A 17,347-nucleotide genomic window follows, 5' to 3' on the forward strand; every position below is an offset into this window, starting at 1 on the left:
CGTGCGACGACGCGGCGGACGAGGGCGGGGGCGCCGCAGACGTCGAAGACGGCGAGGGCGAGCGCTTCGGGGAGGTGGTCGGGCAGGACGGCGGCGATGGAGCGGGCGAAGAGGATGGCGTGCCCGGAGGCGGGGATCTGCTCGGTGAGGCCGTCCCAGCGGGCGAGGCCGTCGTCGACGGCGAGCGGAGTGAGGGTGAGGGAGACGAGCGTGGCGACCTTCTGGCCGGGTTTGAGGCCGAGCGGGGAGCGGTCGCCGACGGCGTCGACAGTGCCGATGAGCATGCCGCCGGAGCCGGTGGCGGGGTTGTGCATCTTGCCGCGGCGCTCGATGATGCGCAGGACCTCGGCCCTGATGGCGTCGCCGTCGCCGCCGTGGGCGGTGTGGAGCTGCCGGTAGGAGGCGGCGTCGAGGTTGAGCCGCTCGACGCGGATCCGGACTTCGTTGTCGGCTATCTCGGGGTCGTTGTTCAGCTGGTCGGCCGCTTGTGGCAGCACCCCGGCGGGGCTGACGACTCGGTGCGATCCGACCTGTGAGCCTGTCGACATCGTTGCCGCCCTTCGATTTGTGAGGAATTTATACGGTCTCAATATGCGAGACCTAGCGCACAACTGTAACGGAAGGTTATCCTCGTCACAAGGCGACTATCCGTCGTCTGTACGGCTTCCCCGGCCAACATACCGGGCATGGAGGTACGAACGTGACCGACCGACCGATCGGCGAGCAACGACCCACCGTGATCGAACAGCCCTACCAGTACCGCAGGCGAACGCTGGTCGAGCCCGACTGGACCAGATTCCCAGGCTGGCGGGACGTCACCGAGGAGCAGTGGGCCTCGGCCCAGTGGCAGCGCGTGAACTGCGTCAAGAACGTCAAGCAGTTGCGCGCCGTGATCGGCGAGCGTCTCCACGAATCCTTCTACGACGACCTGGCCGCCGACATGGCGCGGGCGGCGACGATGTCGATGCTGCTGCCCCCGCAGATGCTCAACACGATGGTGCCCGACATCGAACCGACCGCACCGGGGTCGTGGACGGACGCGTTCTACGCCGACCCGATCCGCCGGTACATGCTGCCGGTCCTGTCCGACCGGCACACCGAGTGGCCCTCCCACCCCTTCGCGGCGCGCGACTCGCTCCACGAGCACGACATGTGGGCCGTCGAGGGCCTGACGCACCGCTACCCCACGAAGGTGCTCGCCGAGCTCCTCTCGACCTGCCCCCAGTACTGCGGGCACTGCACCCGCATGGACCTGGTCGGCAACTCCACCCCCACCGTCGACAAGCGCAAGCTCGCGCTCAAGCCCGTCGACCGCCAGAGCGCGATCCTCGAATACCTGCGCGCCCACCCCGGTGTCCGGGACGTGGTCGTCTCCGGCGGCGACGTCGCCAACCTGCCGTGGAAGAGCCTCGAGCACTTCCTCGACAAGCTGCTCGACATCGAGACGATCCGCGACATCCGCCTGGCCACGAAGGCGCTCATGGGCCTGCCGCAGCACTGGCTCCAGGACGAGATCGTCGAAGGCATGGGCCGCGTCGCCAAGCGCGCCGCCGGCCAAGGCGTCAGTCTGGCGATCCACACCCACATCAACCACGTCAACTCGGTGACCCCGACCGTCGCGGCGGCCGCGGCCGCCATGCTGGACGCGGGCGTGCGGGACGTGCGCAACCAGGGCGTGCTCATGCGCGGCGTCAACGACACCTCGGCCGACCTGCTCGACCTGTGCTTCGCGATGCAGGGCGAGGCGAACATCCTGCCGTACTACTTCTACATGTGCGACATGATCCCGAACGCCGAGCACTGGCGCACCTCGGTGTCGCAGGCCAAGGACCTCCAGACCGCGATCATGGGCTACCTGCCCGGGTACGCGACGCCGAGGATCATCTGCGACGTGCCGATGGTGGGCAAGCGCTGGGTCCACCAGCTGTCCGAGTACGACCGCGAGCTCGGGATCTCGTACTGGACGAAGAACTACCGGACCTCGATCGAGGCCGACGACCCGGACGCGCTGACGCGCCGGTACCCGTTCTACGACCCGATCGACACGCTCCCGAAGGCCGGGCAGCAGTGGTGGGCGGACATGCGCCCGCCCGTCGCCCACCACCCGAGCTCGAGTGAACACTTGACCATGTCGGCCTGGGCGAGGGACGAAGGGAACGAGGCCGCGGCGCGGTCGCGCGAGGCGAGCGGCCAGCCGTCGGTCGACTCCGGGGTCTGAGATGGCCTCGACGCTCATCACGGTGGCTCCGACGGGGGCCGAGGTCGACAAGCGGGAGGTTCCGGCACTGCCGGTGACGCTCGACGAGCTGGCCTCGACCGCCGTCGCCTGCGAGCGGGCGGGCGCGTCGGTGATCCACGTCCACATCCGCGACGCCGAGGCGAAACCGACGCTCGACCTGGGACGGCTGCGGGACACGGTCGCCGCCCTGCGGGACTCGACGAACCTCGTCGTGCAGCTCTCCTCGGGAGGGGCGGTCACCGATCCGGAGGCCGCGCGCCTGGCGGTGCTCGACGCCCAGCCGGACATGGCCTCCTGCACGATGGGCACGGTCAACTTCGGCGACGGCGTGTTCATGAACCGCTGGGAGTTCATCGTCGAGCTGCACCGGCGGATGCGCGAGCGCGCGATCGTGCCCGAGTACGAGCTGTTCGACCTCGGGCACCTGCCTTCGCTCGAACGGCTGCTCGACCGCCACGGGCTGCCGTTCGGCGGACACGTCCACGTCGACTTCGTGCTCGGCGTCCCGGGCGCGGCGGCCGGCGACGCGTCGACGGTGACGGCCTTCGCCGAAGCCGTCCGACGCTACCTACCCGAGGGAACCACCTTCTCGGCCACCGGCATCGGGCGGACGACGCTTCCGGTAATGTTCGCTGCACTCGCCCACGGCGGGCACTTGCGGGTGGGCATGGAGGACACCGTGTCGTTCGCGAGGCGTCAGCCGGTCACGGGCAACGAGCAGCTGGTCCGCCGGGCTGCGGAGGCGGCGGAACTCGCTCAGCGCCCAGCGATGTCCGCGATGGAGGCACGAAGGCTCCTGGGCATCCGCGACGCCGACTGACCGGAAGGGCCCGGCCGCGCTGCGGCCGGGCCCTTCTCGTGCGGCTAGGTCAGCGGCGGCCGCAGGGCGCGTTCGATGTTGGAGGCCATCACCGACAGGACTCGGATGGTCTCGGCGTACTCCTCGGCGCTCAGCCCGTGAAGGATCGTCTCGCGGGTCTCCTCCACCCTTGCCGCGATCTTCTGATAGGCGTCGTAGCCGTCGTTGCTCAGGCCGACGAGCAGCTCGGAGCGGCGGATCCAGCCGCGCGGGCTCAGGCCGCCATCGCCGTGGAGGATCGTCTCGAGGTCGGGACCGTCGTCGACCCAGAACGGGGCGAGCGACTCCTCGAGCTCCTCGGAGGAGCGGGCGCCGCCGTAGAGGACGTTGAGCACCTGCCAGTGGCGGCGAGTGAGATCGCGGTCTTCCAACGCCGCCTGGAATTGGCGTTCCAGCAGGTTGTCGAGGTGCTTGACCCAGTATCCGATCGGCTTGGGGGTGTCCATCAGTCCTACTTCTCGAGTCGGTCGCCGTGCGCGCCCAGGGGGTTCGGTGTCCGAGACGCCGCGGGTTCGGGACGCGAGCCGCGCTCGGACACCGATCACGGTAGCCGAGGAGACGGGGATGACGCGAGTGGACCGCCCAAACCGTGCCGTCGTTCGACCGCTCCACCTCGATCATAAACCGGCCGGCAGGTAAGCTTGGAAACCATGCCGACCGCTCCCCCGGACGCCCCGTGGCGCCTGATCACCAGCCCCCTGCGACCACAGACCCCCCGGCTCGTTTGCGGCACCCTCCTGTTCATGACGGCGGCGACCGCGTCGATGTCGCAGCCGTGGCTGATCGGCCGACTGGTCGACGAGGCCATCGTCCCCCGCGCGGCCGGAGCGTTCGCGATGTGGCTCTGCGTCATGCTCGTCCTCGCGATCGTCCACCCGATCCTGTGGATCAGCGGCTACCGGCAGTTCTACCTCGCCGACTCCTCGGTGCGCGCCGGGCTCACCAAGCGCCTCGCCAAGCACCTCAACGACGCCGGACCCGGCGTGCGCGGCAAGGTCTCCACCGGCGAGATGATCAGCCTCTCGACCGACGACGTCTTCCACTCCGGCCGCGTCTCGGGGCATCTCGGCCACATCGTCAACCACGTCTGCATGTTCACCGTCGGCGCCGTCATCGTGTGGACGATCAGCCCCCTGCTCGGCGCGGTGACCATCGGCGGCGGCGTCGCCACCGGGTTCATCGCCGGACCGCTGCTGGGCCGCCTCCAGCGGCGCCAACTGGCCTACCGGCTCGGCGTCGGCAGGCTCACCATGCGCGCCGCCGACATCGTCGGCGGGCTGCGGGTGCTGCGCGGCATCGGCGGCGACATGCTGTTCGCCCGGCGCTACGAGGAGCAATCGGACGAGCTGCGGCGCACCGGCTACCGGGTCGCGAACGCGAACTCTTGGATCTACGCCCTGCGCCAAGCGCTGCCGGTCACGTTCCTCGCCGCCGTCACCTGGGTCGGCGCACTCGAGGCCCTCGCGGGCGACATCACCATCGGCGGCCTGGCGACGGCCTTCGCCGTCTGCACCATCTTCGTGGTCGTCTCCGGCAACCTCATCCACTCGGCGATGGAACTGGTCCACTCCTGGGTCGCCGCGAAGCGCATCAGCGCGTTTCTCCAGACCGGGGACGACATCGACACCGGCGGCGGGTCCCGCGCCGCCGCCGGTGGACTGCACGACCCCGAGAGCGCCCTGAGCGTCGAGCCGGGAGCGCTCACCGTCCTCGTCAGCGCCGAAGCCGCGCCCGCGAAGGCCGCCTGCGAGCGCCTCGCCCGCTACCGCGACTCCGAGGCGCTGTGGGGCGGCGTGCCGCTGTCCGAGGTGGCATTGGAGGAAGTCCGCCGCCGCGTCATGCTGCTCAGCGACGACGACTACCTGTTCACCGGGACGCTCGCCTCCACGCTTCGCGTCGACGGCGACGAGGCCCTCAGCGCGATCGAGACCGCCTGCGCCGGCGACGTCTATTCGAGTCTCGGCTCCAGCCTCGACGGCCGGGTCGCCGAGGGCGGCCGGAATCTCTCCGGCGGCCAGCGCCAGCGGCTGCGCCTCGCCAGGGCCATCGCCGCCGAACCCGAGACGCTGCTCGCCGTCGAGCCGAGCTCGGCGGTGGACGCCCACACCGAGTCGATCATCGCCGCGCGCGTCGCCGAGGCGCGGGCCGGCCTGACCACGCTCGTCGCCACGACCTCGCCGCTGTGGCTCGCGCACGCCGACCGCGTGGCGTGGATGGTCGACGGGAAGGTCCACGCCACGGGCGCCCACGCCGAGCTCTCCGCCGCCCACCCCGACTACCGCCGCCTCGCCTCGCACCTGGAAATCGCATGACCCTCGCCGCCTCCCCCGAACGCCTGCCGATCGCCTCCCGCGCCGAGGTGCGCCGGGCCATCGTCCACATCGTCGCCGCCGACAAGCGGCGGGCGCTGCTGGTCACCGTCCTGTACGTGCTCGCCGCGGCGGCGGGGGCGGCGCTGCCGATCCTGCTCGGGAGGGTCGTCGACGGCATCGGCACCGGCTGGACGGCAACGCAGGTGAACCTGGTGTGCGCCGCGCTGTTCGGGTGCGTCGCCGTGCAGTTCGTCCTGACGCGCCTGGGCCGCGGCGCCGGCTACCGCTTCGGGGAGCGGGCGGCGGCGCGGCTGCGCGAGCGGGTCGTCGGAAAGGTCGTCACGCTCCCGCTGGACCGGATCGAGCAGGCCGGCACCGGCGACCTGGGCACGCGCACCGCCAGCGACGTCAATGCCGTCGCGCAGCTGCTGCGGGAGAACGGCCCGCACGTCGCCACGGCGGTCATCGAGCTGATCGTCCTGTACGCGGCGGCGTTCGTCGTCAATCCGGTGCTGGGGCTGTGCGCGCTGGTGACGGTGCCGCTGCTGGTGCTCAACGCGAGGCGCTACCTGCGCGGGGCGCGGGAGGCGTTCTTGGCGCAGCGTTCTGCGATGAGCGAGGCCGCCGAGACGCTCGCCGCCTCGGCCGCGGGGGCGCGGACGGTGGCGTCGCTGGGGCTCCAGCAGGAGCGGCTGGCGGCGGGCGCCGAGCGGGCGGAGACCCTGTACGACAGGCTCGTGCGGGTGCTGCGGCTCCAGATGGGCTTCTTTCCGTTCCTCCAGTTCGTCAACCGGCTGCAAGTGTGCGTCGTGGCGCTGGTGGCCGGGCTGTGGTACTTCGAGGGCGGGCTCACCGTCGGGACGGTGGTCGCGAGCGTCATGGTGACGCTGCGGTTCGGGAATCCGACGAACATGGTGATGACGCAGATCAACGAGTTCCAGCAGGGCGGGGCGGCGCTGGCGCGCGTCGAGGGCGTCAACCTCATCGAGGCCGAGGAGCGTTCGGCCCGGCCGGAGGGCTCCGCGGTCGCCTTGGAGGACGTGACGTTCGGCTACGGGGACGGCCCCGACGTGCTGCACGGCTTGAGTCTGCGTCCGCGTCCGGGCGAGCGGCTCGTGGTGGTCGGGCCTTCGGGGGCGGGGAAGTCGACGATCGCGCGGCTGCTGGCGGGGATCGACCGGCCGCGGACGGGTTCGGCGACGCTCGGCGGGGTCCCGGTGTCCGAGATCCCCGTCGAGGAGCTGCGACGGCGCGTCGTCCTGGTCACCCAGGAGCACTACGTGTTCACGGCGAGCGTGCGCGACAATCTCATCCTTGCGGCGCCGGACGCCGACGACGCGGCGCTCGAGTCGGCGCTGCGGCAGGTCGACGCGACATGGGCCGCGGCGCTGCCCGAGGGGCTCGACACGATGCTCGGCGAGGAGCATTTCGCGCTGAGCGTGGCCGAGATCCAGCAACTGGCGCTGGCGCGGGTGGTGCTGGCCGATCCGGACGTGGTGATCCTGGACGAGGCGACGGCCGGTATCGATCCGGGCAGCGCCGGGAACGTCGAGGCCGCGCTGGCGGCGGCGCTCACGGGGCGGACGGTCATCGCGATCGCGCACCAGCTGCAGGCGGCGCGGGCCGCCGACCGCATCGCCGTGATCGAGGCGGGGCGCATCGTCGAGCTCGGCACGCACACCGAGCTGCTGGAGGCCGGCGGGGTGTACGCGGAGCTGTGGCTGACGTGGCGGGGAGCGAAGGGAGCCTGACACGCCGGTCGATACGGACCCTTGGCCGACGCTGCTGTGGGCCGCGGGCCGCGGCGATCTGCCCGGGCACGGGCGGCTCGCGCGGTGGCGCTGGTACGCCGCCCCGGAAGGCGAGCGCTGAGGGCTGGTTCGGCAGGGCCGGTGACGGTATGGTCCAGGGATGTCAAGGACCATCGTCACCGGCGAGGACGTCGAACTCGCCGTACACCTCACCGCCCAAACCCTCGGCGAGGCGCCCGCCGAGGCGTGGGACCGGCAGGCCGGGCCCATGGAATGCTCCTGCTGGGACGCCATCGACCACCTCAACAACGGCATGTTCTCCTACGCGCTCAGGCTCGCCCCTCCCACGCCGCGAGTCCCCGGCGGCGTGCCGCTGCTGTGGGAGCGCCCCGGCGTCGACGGGCCGCTCCTGCCGATCACCGGCGACCGCTCCAAGGGACCGGCGACGCAACTGGAGCTGCTGGTGGCGATGGGCGGCCTCGTCTCGGGCATGGCGCGCGGCAGGACGCCGGACGTGCGCGCCTGGCACATCTGGGGCGTCGCCGACCCCGAGGGCTTCGCCGCGATGGGCGTGGCGGAGACGATCCTCCACGCCTTCGACCTCGCCGAAGGGCTCGGTCTGGAGTGGCACCCGCCGGCGGACCTGTGCGCCCGCACGCTCGCGCGGCTCTTCCCCGACGCACCGACCGACACCGAACCGTGGCCGACGCTGCTGTGGGCCGCGGGCCGCGGCGATCTGCCCGGGCACGAGCCCGTCGGCCCGGACTGGCAGTGGCATTCCGCGCCGCTGTCCGAGGGCCGTCCCTAAACCAGTTCGGGCTCCTCCACCCAGCCGCCGACGAGGATCAGCCCCGACGGGCGGTGTCGAGCGGCGTAGGCGAACGGGCGGTCGAACACCACGGCGGCCCTGCGGCGAACGTGCTCCGTCTTCGGGAGCCCGGCGGCGCGGGTCATCGCGACCGCGGTGATCGCCGCCGCCTCGAAACCGGTGGCGCTGAACGTCGCCGTGCAGGTCTGCCGGGCCTGGCTGACGTACGTCGGCTGCGCGGCGAGGCGGTCGAACTCTGCCGAGTCCTCATCGGAGGCCCGCTCGAGCCCGAGCGACGCGGCGTCCTCGGACAGGTCGAGCTCGGCCGAGGCCGAGAACCGCACCGTCTGCACGGCGATCTCGGGAGCGGTCTGCCGATCGGGCGAGCGGTACTCGCTGACGTTGACGCCCGGGGCCTCCTCCCCCACTGCCATATCCGCGGCGGACCGGCCCCAGTCCGGGTCGCCCGCGGCGTCGAACAGGGCGGACACGGCCGCGCTCGGCGGACCGTCCTCACGGCCGATCGCGAGCAGCACGTCGACGTCGTCGCGGCCGGGAACGGTCAGGACCGACGCCTCCTCGCTCACGCGCAGCACGTCGTCGTAGATGGTGTTCGACAGCACGCGGCACCGCCCGAGTCTCGACCACGGGCCTGTGCTCAACTCGATCTCCGCGTCGCGGAACTCGGTGACCCACGTGGTGCGCACCGTCAGCGCACTGGCGAGGACGAGATCGATCGGCTGCGTCAGGTCCAGGGGCATCCGAGGGATGACGCCCTCGGTCTCCTCGGCGGCCCACAGGTCGAGCGTGGCCTGGTCGGCCTCCGCCTCGCCGGTGAGCGAACCGACGGCGTTGGCCGGCAGCTTCGCGATCCACTCGGGATCGAGCGTGACCGACGAGCCGGCCCACACCCCGAGCGCCAAGCGGATCGCCGGCGACGTCCGCGCCGCGGCGAGGATCGCGCCCGTGACCGTGTCGGCGCGTTCGGCGCCGATCGCGGCCGCCTCAAGCAGTTCCGCCCTGGTCTCGCCGCTCGCGCCGGTGGCCAGCGCGGTCAGCAGCGGCCAGAGGCCGAGGCCCGAGGCGGCCGCAGGCGGCCGCTCCCGGGCGGCGAACCACCGGCGCGTCAGCTCGTTGGCCGCCGCGACCTCGGATCGCGACAGCGCTTGTTCGATTCCCGTTCCGTGCTCACCGATGCCCATGTCTCGGACTCTATCGCCGTCGAGGGCGAGGGGAAAACCGCTTGCGCCGATCCGGCGTGCCCGCTTAGCCTCGGGCCGAACGTCCACTCGGAGCAAGAGGAGATCGCGATGCGGCGAACAGCGGAGTACCTCACGCCAGGCCAACAGATCGCTCTTCCGAGGACTTTCATTGAACTTTCTGAACCTGGGGATACTCGCGCATGTAGACGCCGGTAAAACCAGTCTCACCGAACGGCTCCTGTTCGACGCCGGGATCATCGACCGCGTCGGGAGCGTCGACAAGGGCAGCACCCAGACCGACTCCATGGAGCTGGAGCGCCGCCGAGGGATCACGATCCAGTCGGCGGTGGTCGCGTTCGCGCTCGACGACCTCACGGTCAACCTGATCGACACGCCCGGCCACACCGACTTCATCGCCGAGGTCGAGCGGGCGCTGCACGTCTTGGACGGCGCGGTCCTGGTGGTCTCGGCGGTCGAGGGCGTGCAGTCGCAGACGCGGGTGATCATGAGGACGCTGCGGCGGCTCGGGGTGCCGACCATCCTGTTCGTCAACAAGATCGACCGACCCGGTGCGCGTCAGGACGCCCTGCTGCGCGACGTCGCGGCGAAGCTGACGCCGCAGATCGTGCCGATGGGCGAGGTCAGCGGCATCGGCACGGCCGGCGCCGTGGTGGAGCCGGTCGCGTTCAAGCGGCCGGAGTGCTTCGAGCGTGCCGCCGAGGTGCTCGCGACCGGCAGCGACGAGTTCCTGGCGGCCTATCTGGAGCACCCGGACCCGCTCGGCGCCTTGGACTGCGAAGCGGAGCTCGCCGAGCAGACCCGCCGCGGCGCGGCGCACCCGGTGTACTTCGGCTCGGCGGTGACCGGCGCGGGCGTCGCGGCGCTCACCGAAGGGATCAGGCGCTACCTGCCCGCTCCCGCGTCTGAGGCGACCGGACGGGCGCGCGGGTCGGTGTTCAAGGTCGAGCACGGGTCGTCCGGGCAGAAGGTCGCGTATGTGCGGCTGCGCGGCGGCACGCTCCGGCCGCGCGAGCGCTTGACGGTCTTCCGCCGCAATGCCGAAGGGGCCGTGGAGGTCCGCAAGGGCAAGGTCACGGGGGTGAGCGTGTTCGCCGACGGCGCTTCGGTGTCGGAGGGCGCCGCGCCGCCGGGCGCCATCGCGAAGGTCGCGGGGCTCGGCGACATTCGCATCGGCGACGCGATCGGCTCACCCGATGAGTTGCCGTCCGGCGGCCTGTTCACGCCGCCGACGCTGGAGACGGTCGTTCGGCCGGTCGATCCGTCCGAGCGGATCCGACTGCACGGCGCCCTGGCGAGCCTGGCCGAGCGCGACCCGCTGGTGGATCCGCACCTCGACGAGCTGGCCGGCGATATGGCGGTGCGGCTCTACGGCGAGGTGCAGAAGGAGGTCGTGGCGTCGCTCCTGGCCGAGGAGTTCGGGATCGGTGTCAAGTTCGACCAGACACGCGCGATCCACATCGAACGGATCAACGGTGCCGCCGAGGCACTGCACGAGATGGGCCGGTGGCAGGCCACGCCGTACACCGCGACGGTGGGGCTCAAGATCGAGCCGGGCGAGCCGGGCTCGGGCCCGCGCTATGAGCTGGAGGTCCAGCGCGGTTCGCTCACGCGGGCGCTGCACAACGCCGTCGAGGAGACCGTCCACGAGGTGCTGCGGCGCGGGCCGTACGGCTGGGCGGTCACGGACTGCCTGGTGTCGCTGACGGCGACCGGCTACATCGGGAGGGCGAGCACCGCGAACGACTTCCGGGAGGCGACGCGGTTCCTGCTCGAGGGGATGCTGCGTGAGGCGGGGACGACGGTGTACGAACCGGTGCACCGCTTCGACCTGGAGTTCCCGAGCGGCTCGTCGGGCGCGGTGCTGCAGTTGCTGCGCGAGGCGTCCGCGGCCATCACCGGCCAGTTCTCGGCCGGTGGCACCGGCTACCTGAGCGGGACGATGGCGACCGAGGCGGTCGTGGTCTTCGAGACGCGCCTGCCGTCGGCCACGCAGGGGCAGGCGGTGTTCGTCGCCGAACTCAACGGCTACCGGCCCGTCTGGGGGCCGCCGCCGAGGCGGAGGTGATCCGCCGAACGGCTCGGACATGTCTGGGCGGCAGCGGGGTAACCCTCTCTCACCAATTGGCTGAGGGGGGTACCGGTGCTCAGGGAACAGGCCGGTCAGGCGCTCGCGGCGAACCTGCGGGCGCTGCGGGAGCGGGCGGGGATGTCGCTGTCCGAGCTCGCCAGGCGCTCCGGGATCGCCAAGGGCACGCTGTCGCATCTGGAGTCGGGGCAGGGCAATCCCACGATCGAGACGGTGTTCAGTCTGTCGGACGGGCTGGGAGTGCCGGTGCCGTCGCTGCTTGACGAACGGCGCGACCCGGAGGTGGTGCTGGCGCGCTCGATCGGACTCGAGGTGTTGAGCGGCAAGGCCGTCGACCTGCGGATGCTGCGCCGCCTCGAGTTCGACCGGACCGTCCTCGAGGTGTTCGACCAGCGGATCCGGCCGGGACAGGTCCAGCGTTCGGAGGGACACCCCGGGCGCGAGCACATCGTCGTCGCGGAAGGACGGCTGCGCGTCGGTCCTCCTGAGGCGCCGTACGAGCTGGCGGCCGGCGACTACATCAGCTTCCCGGCACAGGACCCGCATATGTATGAGACCGTGGGCGGTCCGGTCGCGTCGGTGCTGCTGCTCGAATACCCCTCCGGCGCGGAACCGAGCGCGGTGGGCCGCTCGTGTGCGACGCTGGGAGGCGAGGCCGGGTGAGCGTTCGGGAGCCGATGCAAGGCCCGCGCGCCGTCGAGTCGCGCAACGTTCATGACGATGGACGGAGGTGAGTGGGATCGAGTCAGCCGATGTCGTGGTGGTCGGCGCCGGGATCATCGGTGCCGCCTGCGCCGAGGCGCTCAGTTCGGCCGGCGCGCGGGTCCTCGTCCTCGACCGTGCCTCACCCGCCGGAGCGACCACCGCTTCAGGCGAAGGCAACATCCTGGTCTCCGACAAGGAGCCCGGCCCCGCTCTGGAGTTCGCCAAGGCTTCGCGCCGGCGCTGGCCCGAGCTGCTCGAGGAGCTGAGCGGCCTCATCGGGCCCGAACTGGCCGAGGTCGAATGGGAACCGAAGGGCGGCTTGGTCGTCGCCACCACCGCCGAGGCCCTCGGGCCGCTCGCGGCGCTCACCGCCGCGCAGCGCGCCGCCGGGCTGGAGGTCGAGGACCTCGACGCCGACCGGGCCCGCGAGCTGGAGCCGCACCTGACCGACGCGATCACCGCCGTCGCCCACTACCCGGACGACGCCAAGCTGCAGCCGGTGCTCGCCACCGCCGCCCTCCTGGCGGCGCTGCGTGCCCGCGGCGGCGAGGTCCACAGCCCGGTGGCCGCCGACGGCATCGTCACCGACGCCTCCGGCGCCGTCGTCGGGGTGCGCACCGGCGTGGACGCGATCCCGTGCCGCGCGGTCGTGAACGCCTGCGGCCCTTGGGCCGGCCACTTCAGCGAGCTCATCGGCGCGCCCATCGACGTGCGGCCCCGACGCGGCGTGGTCCTGATGACCGCGCCCCTGCCGGGCTTCGTCGGCCGCAAGGTCTACGACGCCGGCTACGTCGACGCGGTCGCGAGCGCGGACGTCGACCTCCAGGTCTCCACGGTGGTCGAGTCCACCAGGTCCGGCACGGTCCTCATCGGCTCCAGCCGCCAGAGCGTCGCGTTCGATACCGACCTCGAGGTGGAGGTGCTGCGCCGGCTCGCTCGCGGAGCGGTCCGGCTGTTCCCCGATCTGGTGGCGGCGCCGGTGACGCGTGCCTACGGCGGTTTCCGGCCCTACACGCCGGACCGTCTACCGGTGATAGGCGCCGACCCGCGCGTGCCGGGCCTGTGGCACGCGGCCGGGCACGAGGGCGCGGGGATCGGGCTGGCCGCCGGCACCGGGAGGCTGCTCGCGGACCTGTTCACCGGGCGCGAGCCGATCGTTGATCCTGAACCGTTCCGGGCCGATCGGCCCCTGGTGACGTTGGAGGCGGGCCGATGAGAGTGCGAGTGGACGGTGCGGAGCGGACGGCCGAGCCGGGGCAGACCGTCGCGGCGGTGCTGCTGGACGCCGGCCGGGACTCCTGGCGGGCGACGAGGTTCGGGGCCCGCCCGCGAGGGCTGTTCTGCGGGATCGGGGTGTGTTTCGACTGCCTGGTGACGGTCAACGGCGTGGGCGAGGTGCGAGCCTGCCAGCGGCTGGTGGCAGACGGGGACGAGATCCGATCGGCCGGCGCGCCGGGGGCGTCGTCATGAGCCGGGTGGTCGTGGTGGGGGCCGGGCCGGCCGGGATGGCCGCCGCGAGCGCCGCCGCCGCGAGCGGGGTCGAGGCGGTGCTCGTCGACGCCGCCGCGAAACTCGGCGGTCAGTACCACCGGCAGGACGGGCGCGTGCCGGGCGAGCGATTCGGGCTGCCGGACGGCGTCGAGCATCTTTCGGAGTCGGTGGTGTGGGCGATCGAGCCGACGGCGCGGGGGCACCGGGTCCACATCAGGACCGGCCCGGCCGACAGTCCCGATCGGACGGGACGGGCGATCGAGACGCGGGCGCTCGTGCTCGCCACGGGCGCGTACGACCGGACGGTGCCGTTCCCGGGATGGGATCTGCCGGGCGTGTACACCGCCGGAGCGGCGCAGGCGCTGGCGAAGGGCCAGGGCATCGCGATCGGCGAGCGGGTGATGGTGGCCGGGACCGGCCCGTTCCTGCTGCGGGCGGCGGCGTCGCTGTGCGCCGCGGGCGCGCGAGTCGAGGCGATCCTTGAGGCCAATGATCCCGTCACGGGGTGGCTTTCGCGGCCCGGCGGTGCGCTCGCCGGCTGGCGCAAGTCGGGCGAGCTGGCGCGGTACGCGGCCGTGCTCGCCCGCCACGGGGTGCCGATCGTGCGGCGCGGCGCGGTCATGGCGGCGTTGGGCGCCGACCGGGTCGATGCTGTGCTCGCCGCGCATGTCGACGCGGACTGGAATCCGGTGCCGCATACAGAGCGGCGTTTCGAGGTCGACGCGATCGCGGTCGGCTTCGGGTTCACGCCGCAGCTGGAGTTGGCGATAGCGGCGCGCTGCGAGATCGCGGGCGGGTTCGTGGCCGTGAACGCGGCGCAGGCCACCTCGACGCCGGGCGTGTTCGCCGCCGGGGAGCTCACCGGCATCGGCGGCGCCGAGCTGGCGGCCGACGAGGGCGACGTGGCCGGGACGGCCGCCGCGAAGCGGCTCGGAGCGCGGGTCAGGCCGCCGGTGCGGGCGCTGCGCCGCGTCCGGTCGGGGCGGCGCTTCGCCGAGGCGCTGCACGAGGCCTATCCGATCCGGCCGGGCTGGCGCGGGTGGCTGCGCGAGGACACGCTGGTGTGCCGCTGCGAGGAGGTCGTCTACGGCGATGTCCGGCGCGCCGTCGAGGAGCTCGGCATCGGCGGGGCCGGGCCGCTGGAGTCGGCGACGCGGGCGGGGCTCGGGCTGTGCCAGGGCCGGATGTGCGGTCGGAACGTCGCCGAGCTGGCGGGGCTGCCCGCCGAGGGCGCGGACGCTTTCCGCCGCCGTCCGATGGCATCGCCGGTGCGGCTCGGCGAGCTCGCCGAAGCGACCTCGGGCGAAGACGAGCTGCGGTAACGCTCCCAACAAAATCCGTCGAAAATCCACGCGGACGCACTTGACAGGGCCTCACGGTGTTCCATAGGTTACTCATGACTACGTAGTCAGCTTCGGGTCAGGAGACCGCCGTGGACGACCAGATACCGTCGATCGAGGCCGGGGCCAGGCGCCGCCCACCCGGCATGAACGACGTGGCGCGCCTGGCCGGGGTCTCCCAGAAGACCGTCTCGCGGGTGATCAACGACGAACGCTACGTCAGCGCCGAGGCCCGCCGGAAGGTCCTCGCCGCCGCCCGTGAACTCGGCTACCGCCCCAACCACGCCGCCAGGGCCCTCATCACCGGGCGCTTCCAGCGCATCGGCGTCGTCTCCTTGGGCACGGCGCTGTACGGGCCGGCGTCCATGCTCGTCGCACTGGAGCGCGCCACCCGCGCCGCGGGGTTCTCGTTCATGGTCGCCAACACCGTCGAAGGCGAGCCGGACTCGATCCAGCATGCCATCGACTGGCTCCTCGACCAGGGCGTCGACGGGATCCTCCTGTCCGAGCCCATCGACGAGGGCCAAGAGCTCCATCTCGACACCGAGATCCCCGTCATCAGCCTCGGCCACGCGCCAGGGCTGCCGCCCGAGCAAGTGCTCATCGCCGGGGGCTACACGATCTCCGCGAGCCGCAGCGCCACCGAGCATCTGCTCGATCTCGGCCACCGCCGGGTGTGGCACATCGCCGGCCCGCTGCGCTGGTGGGAGGCCCGCGAGCGCCTCGAAGGCTGGCAGGCGGCCCATCGCGACCGCGGCATCGAGGCCCCCGAACCGCTCGAGGGCGACTGGTCCCCCGCCTCGGGCTTCGAGGCGGGACGAGCGCTCGCCGCCGATCCCGAGGTGACCGCCGTCTTCTGCGCCAACGACGAGATGGCCATCGGCCTGATCCGTGCGCTCAGCGAGGCCGGGCGCGCCGTCCCCGCAGACGTCAGCGTCGTCGGATTCGACGACATCCCCGCCGCCGCCTACCTCACCCCGCCATTGACCACCATCCGGCAGGACTTCGAGGCCGATGCGATCCACGGCCTCGACGCCCTCCTGCGGCGCCTCCAGGACGCCGCCGCTCCCGCCGAGCCGGGACCGGAGCGGCGTCGCGTCCTGGTCGTCCGCTCCTCGACCGCACCGCCGCCTCTCGACCGGCGCAACGAAGCGCCACAACGAAAGGAACCGAAATGAATCCGCGAATGAGCCGTCGCACCGCGAGCAAGGGCCTCGCCGCCGCCTTCGCCAGTCCGCTCGCGCTGGCCGCCTGCGGCGACGACGAGGAGGCCCAGACCCCGACCGAGGTCAGCCAGGACGAGATCGACGCGGCCATGGACACCGAAACCGAGATCACCTTCTGGACCTGGGTCCCCGACATCGAGAACGAGATCGCGCTGTTCGAGGAGCGGTACCCGAAGATCAAGGTCAACCTCGTCAACGCCGGTCAGGGCGCGGACCACTACTCGAAGCTGCGCACCGCCCTGGAGGCCGGCGAGGGCGCGCCGGACGTCGCCCAGATCGAGTTCCAGATGATCCGGTCGTTCTCGATCACCCAGAATCTGCTCGACCTGCGGCCCTACCTCGCCGACGGGCTGGCCGACCAGTTCGTGGACTGGACCTGGAGCCAGGTCACCGGGCCGAACGGCGAGGTCTGGGCCGTCCCGCAGGACTCCGGCCCGATGGGCATGCTCTACCGGACCGACATCTTCGAGCAGCACGGCATCGAGGTCCCCGAGACGTGGGAGGCCTTCGCCGAGGCCGCGCGCACGCTCCACGAGGCCGATCCCGACGTATACCTCACCAACGTCGCGCCCAACCAGCCCGCCTGGTTCGCCGGCATGCTCTGGCAGGCCGGGGCGAACCCGTTCGAGGGCTCCGAGGGCGAGGTGCTCAGCGTCGACCTCCAGAGCGAGACCGCCTCACAGGTCGCCTCCTACTGGGGCGACCTCGCCGAGCAGGGCCTGGTCTCGACCGACGCCGACTTCAACGACCAGTGGTACCAGGCGTTCAACCGCGGCAAGTACGCCACTTGGCTCACCGCTGCATGGGGACCGGTCTTCCTGTCCACGGCCGCCGAGTCCACCAGCGGCCTGTGGCGGGCCGCCCCGCTCCCGCAGTGGGAGGCCGGCGGCGACCCCGTCTCGGCCAACTGGGGCGGCTCCACCGACGCGGTCATGAGCGGCAGCCGGCACCCGATTCCGGCCGCGAAGTTCGCCGAGTTCATCAACTCCGATCCCGAGTCGACCATGATGATGGCCACCGAGCAGTTCCTGTTCCCGCCGACCAAGGCGACCCTGGCCGACCCCGAGTTCACCGGGATGGAGCTGGAGTTCTACGGCGGCCAGAAGGTCAACGAACTGTTCGCCCAGATCAGCGAGACGGTCACCAACGAGTTCCAGTGGTCGCCGTTCCAAGACCAGGTCTACGCCGACTTCAACGACACCGTCGGGACGGCCTTCGCCGACCAGGCCGACGCCGTCGCCGCCATGGAGGAATGGGAGTCGCGCATCGAGTCCTACGCCGAGAACCAGGGCTTCACGGTCGAGTAG

15 protein-coding genes are annotated in these 17,347 nt (G+C 71.9%); 12 read left to right on the forward strand and 3 right to left on the reverse strand.

All coding sequences use genetic code 11. From position 1 onward, the window contains the following. The coding region (gene kdd, locus ACYVK3_RS21365) for an L-erythro-3,5-diaminohexanoate dehydrogenase (RefSeq protein ID WP_460499374.1) at window positions 1-548 on the reverse strand (548 nt) is incomplete at its 3' end. A gap of 152 nt (window positions 549-700) precedes the next feature. Here kdd and ACYVK3_RS21370 point away from each other — a divergent pair. Together ACYVK3_RS21370 and ACYVK3_RS21375 are read left to right on the forward strand one after the other, a co-directional pair. Continuing rightward, window positions 701-2,218, forward strand: coding sequence for a KamA family radical SAM protein (locus tag ACYVK3_RS21370; RefSeq protein WP_460499375.1), 1,518 nt, complete (start codon window positions 701-703; stop codon window positions 2,216-2,218). 1 nt (window position 2,219) lies between these two features. After that, window positions 2,220-3,059: a beta-keto acid cleavage family enzyme gene (locus tag ACYVK3_RS21375; RefSeq protein ID WP_460499376.1), complete on the forward strand. Its 840-nt coding sequence runs from the start codon at window positions 2,220-2,222 to the stop codon at window positions 3,057-3,059. A 44-nt stretch (window positions 3,060-3,103) separates the two neighbouring features. Here the strand turns inward: ACYVK3_RS21375 and ACYVK3_RS21380 are convergent, their stop codons facing one another. Continuing rightward, the gene (locus ACYVK3_RS21380; protein ID WP_460499377.1) at window positions 3,104-3,544 is read right to left on the reverse strand and encodes a MarR family winged helix-turn-helix transcriptional regulator; all 441 of its coding nucleotides are present in this window, start codon (window positions 3,542-3,544) and stop codon (window positions 3,104-3,106) included. A 204-nt stretch (window positions 3,545-3,748) separates the two neighbouring features. On the opposite strand from ACYVK3_RS21380, the gene ACYVK3_RS21385 reads away from it, so the two are divergent. From ACYVK3_RS21385 to ACYVK3_RS21395, 3 genes are all read left to right on the forward strand, one after another. Continuing rightward, on the forward strand, window positions 3,749-5,410 hold the full coding sequence (locus ACYVK3_RS21385) for an ABC transporter ATP-binding protein (protein WP_460499378.1): 1,662 nt from the start codon (window positions 3,749-3,751) through the stop codon (window positions 5,408-5,410). Beyond that, a complete protein-coding gene (locus ACYVK3_RS21390; protein ID WP_460499379.1) occupies window positions 5,407-7,161 on the forward strand; it encodes an ABC transporter ATP-binding protein in 1,755 nt (584 codons plus the stop codon). Before ACYVK3_RS21385 ends, ACYVK3_RS21390 begins: the two co-directional genes overlap by 4 nt. Window positions 7,162-7,321: 160 nt before the next feature. Next, window positions 7,322-7,969, forward strand: coding sequence for a hypothetical protein (locus ACYVK3_RS21395; RefSeq protein WP_460499380.1), 648 nt, complete (start codon window positions 7,322-7,324; stop codon window positions 7,967-7,969). Here the strand turns inward: ACYVK3_RS21395 and ACYVK3_RS21400 are convergent. Continuing rightward, window positions 7,966-9,171: a serpin family protein gene (locus ACYVK3_RS21400; protein WP_460499381.1), complete on the reverse strand. Its 1,206-nt coding sequence runs from the start codon at window positions 9,169-9,171 to the stop codon at window positions 7,966-7,968. The two genes, ACYVK3_RS21395 and ACYVK3_RS21400, sit on opposite strands and share 4 nt — an antisense overlap. Before the next feature lie 169 nt (window positions 9,172-9,340). Here ACYVK3_RS21400 and ACYVK3_RS21405 point away from each other — a divergent pair, with 169 nt between their 5' ends. From ACYVK3_RS21405 to ACYVK3_RS21435, 7 genes are all read left to right on the forward strand, one after another. Next, entirely contained in the window at window positions 9,341-11,257 is a 1,917-nt protein-coding gene (locus ACYVK3_RS21405) for a GTP-binding protein (RefSeq protein WP_460499382.1), read from the forward strand. A gap of 75 nt (window positions 11,258-11,332) precedes the next feature. Then, a complete protein-coding gene (locus ACYVK3_RS21410) occupies window positions 11,333-11,941 on the forward strand; it encodes a helix-turn-helix domain-containing protein (RefSeq protein WP_460499383.1) in 609 nt (202 codons plus the stop codon). Between the two features lie 76 nt (window positions 11,942-12,017). Then, window positions 12,018-13,199, forward strand: coding sequence for an NAD(P)/FAD-dependent oxidoreductase (locus ACYVK3_RS21415; protein ID WP_460499434.1), 1,182 nt, complete (start codon window positions 12,018-12,020; stop codon window positions 13,197-13,199). Continuing rightward, complete coding sequence (locus ACYVK3_RS21420; RefSeq protein ID WP_460499384.1) at window positions 13,196-13,453, forward strand: (2Fe-2S)-binding protein; 258 nt, start codon at window positions 13,196-13,198, stop codon at window positions 13,451-13,453. Before ACYVK3_RS21415 ends, ACYVK3_RS21420 begins: the two co-directional genes overlap by 4 nt. Then, entirely contained in the window at window positions 13,450-14,796 is a 1,347-nt protein-coding gene (locus tag ACYVK3_RS21425) for an FAD/NAD(P)-dependent oxidoreductase (protein ID WP_460499385.1), read from the forward strand. Before ACYVK3_RS21420 ends, ACYVK3_RS21425 begins: the two co-directional genes overlap by 4 nt. Before the next feature lie 110 nt (window positions 14,797-14,906). Then, a complete protein-coding gene (locus tag ACYVK3_RS21430) occupies window positions 14,907-15,992 on the forward strand; it encodes a LacI family DNA-binding transcriptional regulator (protein WP_460499386.1) in 1,086 nt (361 codons plus the stop codon). Between the two features lie 8 nt (window positions 15,993-16,000). Then, window positions 16,001-17,347: an ABC transporter substrate-binding protein gene (locus ACYVK3_RS21435; RefSeq protein ID WP_460499387.1), complete on the forward strand. Its 1,347-nt coding sequence runs from the start codon at window positions 16,001-16,003 to the stop codon at window positions 17,345-17,347.

The sequence above is a fragment of the Glycomyces tarimensis genome (assembly GCF_054776215.1).

Coding starts and splice junctions, on each gene's coding strand:
- ACYVK3_RS21380 (WP_460499377.1), bottom strand. CDS start 3,544: ATGGACACCCCCAAGCCGATCGGATACTGGGTCAAGCACCTCGACAAC.
- ACYVK3_RS21390 (WP_460499379.1), top strand. CDS start 5,407: ATGACCCTCGCCGCCTCCCCCGAACGCCTGCCGATCGCCTCCCGCGCC.
- ACYVK3_RS21375 (WP_460499376.1), top strand. CDS start 2,220: ATGGCCTCGACGCTCATCACGGTGGCTCCGACGGGGGCCGAGGTCGAC.
- ACYVK3_RS21385 (WP_460499378.1), top strand. CDS start 3,749: ATGCCGACCGCTCCCCCGGACGCCCCGTGGCGCCTGATCACCAGCCCC.
- ACYVK3_RS21425 (WP_460499385.1), top strand. CDS start 13,450: ATGAGCCGGGTGGTCGTGGTGGGGGCCGGGCCGGCCGGGATGGCCGCC.
- ACYVK3_RS21435 (WP_460499387.1), top strand. CDS start 16,001: ATGAGCCGTCGCACCGCGAGCAAGGGCCTCGCCGCCGCCTTCGCCAGT.
- ACYVK3_RS21420 (WP_460499384.1), top strand. CDS start 13,196: ATGAGAGTGCGAGTGGACGGTGCGGAGCGGACGGCCGAGCCGGGGCAG.
- ACYVK3_RS21395 (WP_460499380.1), top strand. CDS start 7,322: ATGTCAAGGACCATCGTCACCGGCGAGGACGTCGAACTCGCCGTACAC.
- ACYVK3_RS21400 (WP_460499381.1), bottom strand. CDS start 9,171: ATGGGCATCGGTGAGCACGGAACGGGAATCGAACAAGCGCTGTCGCGA.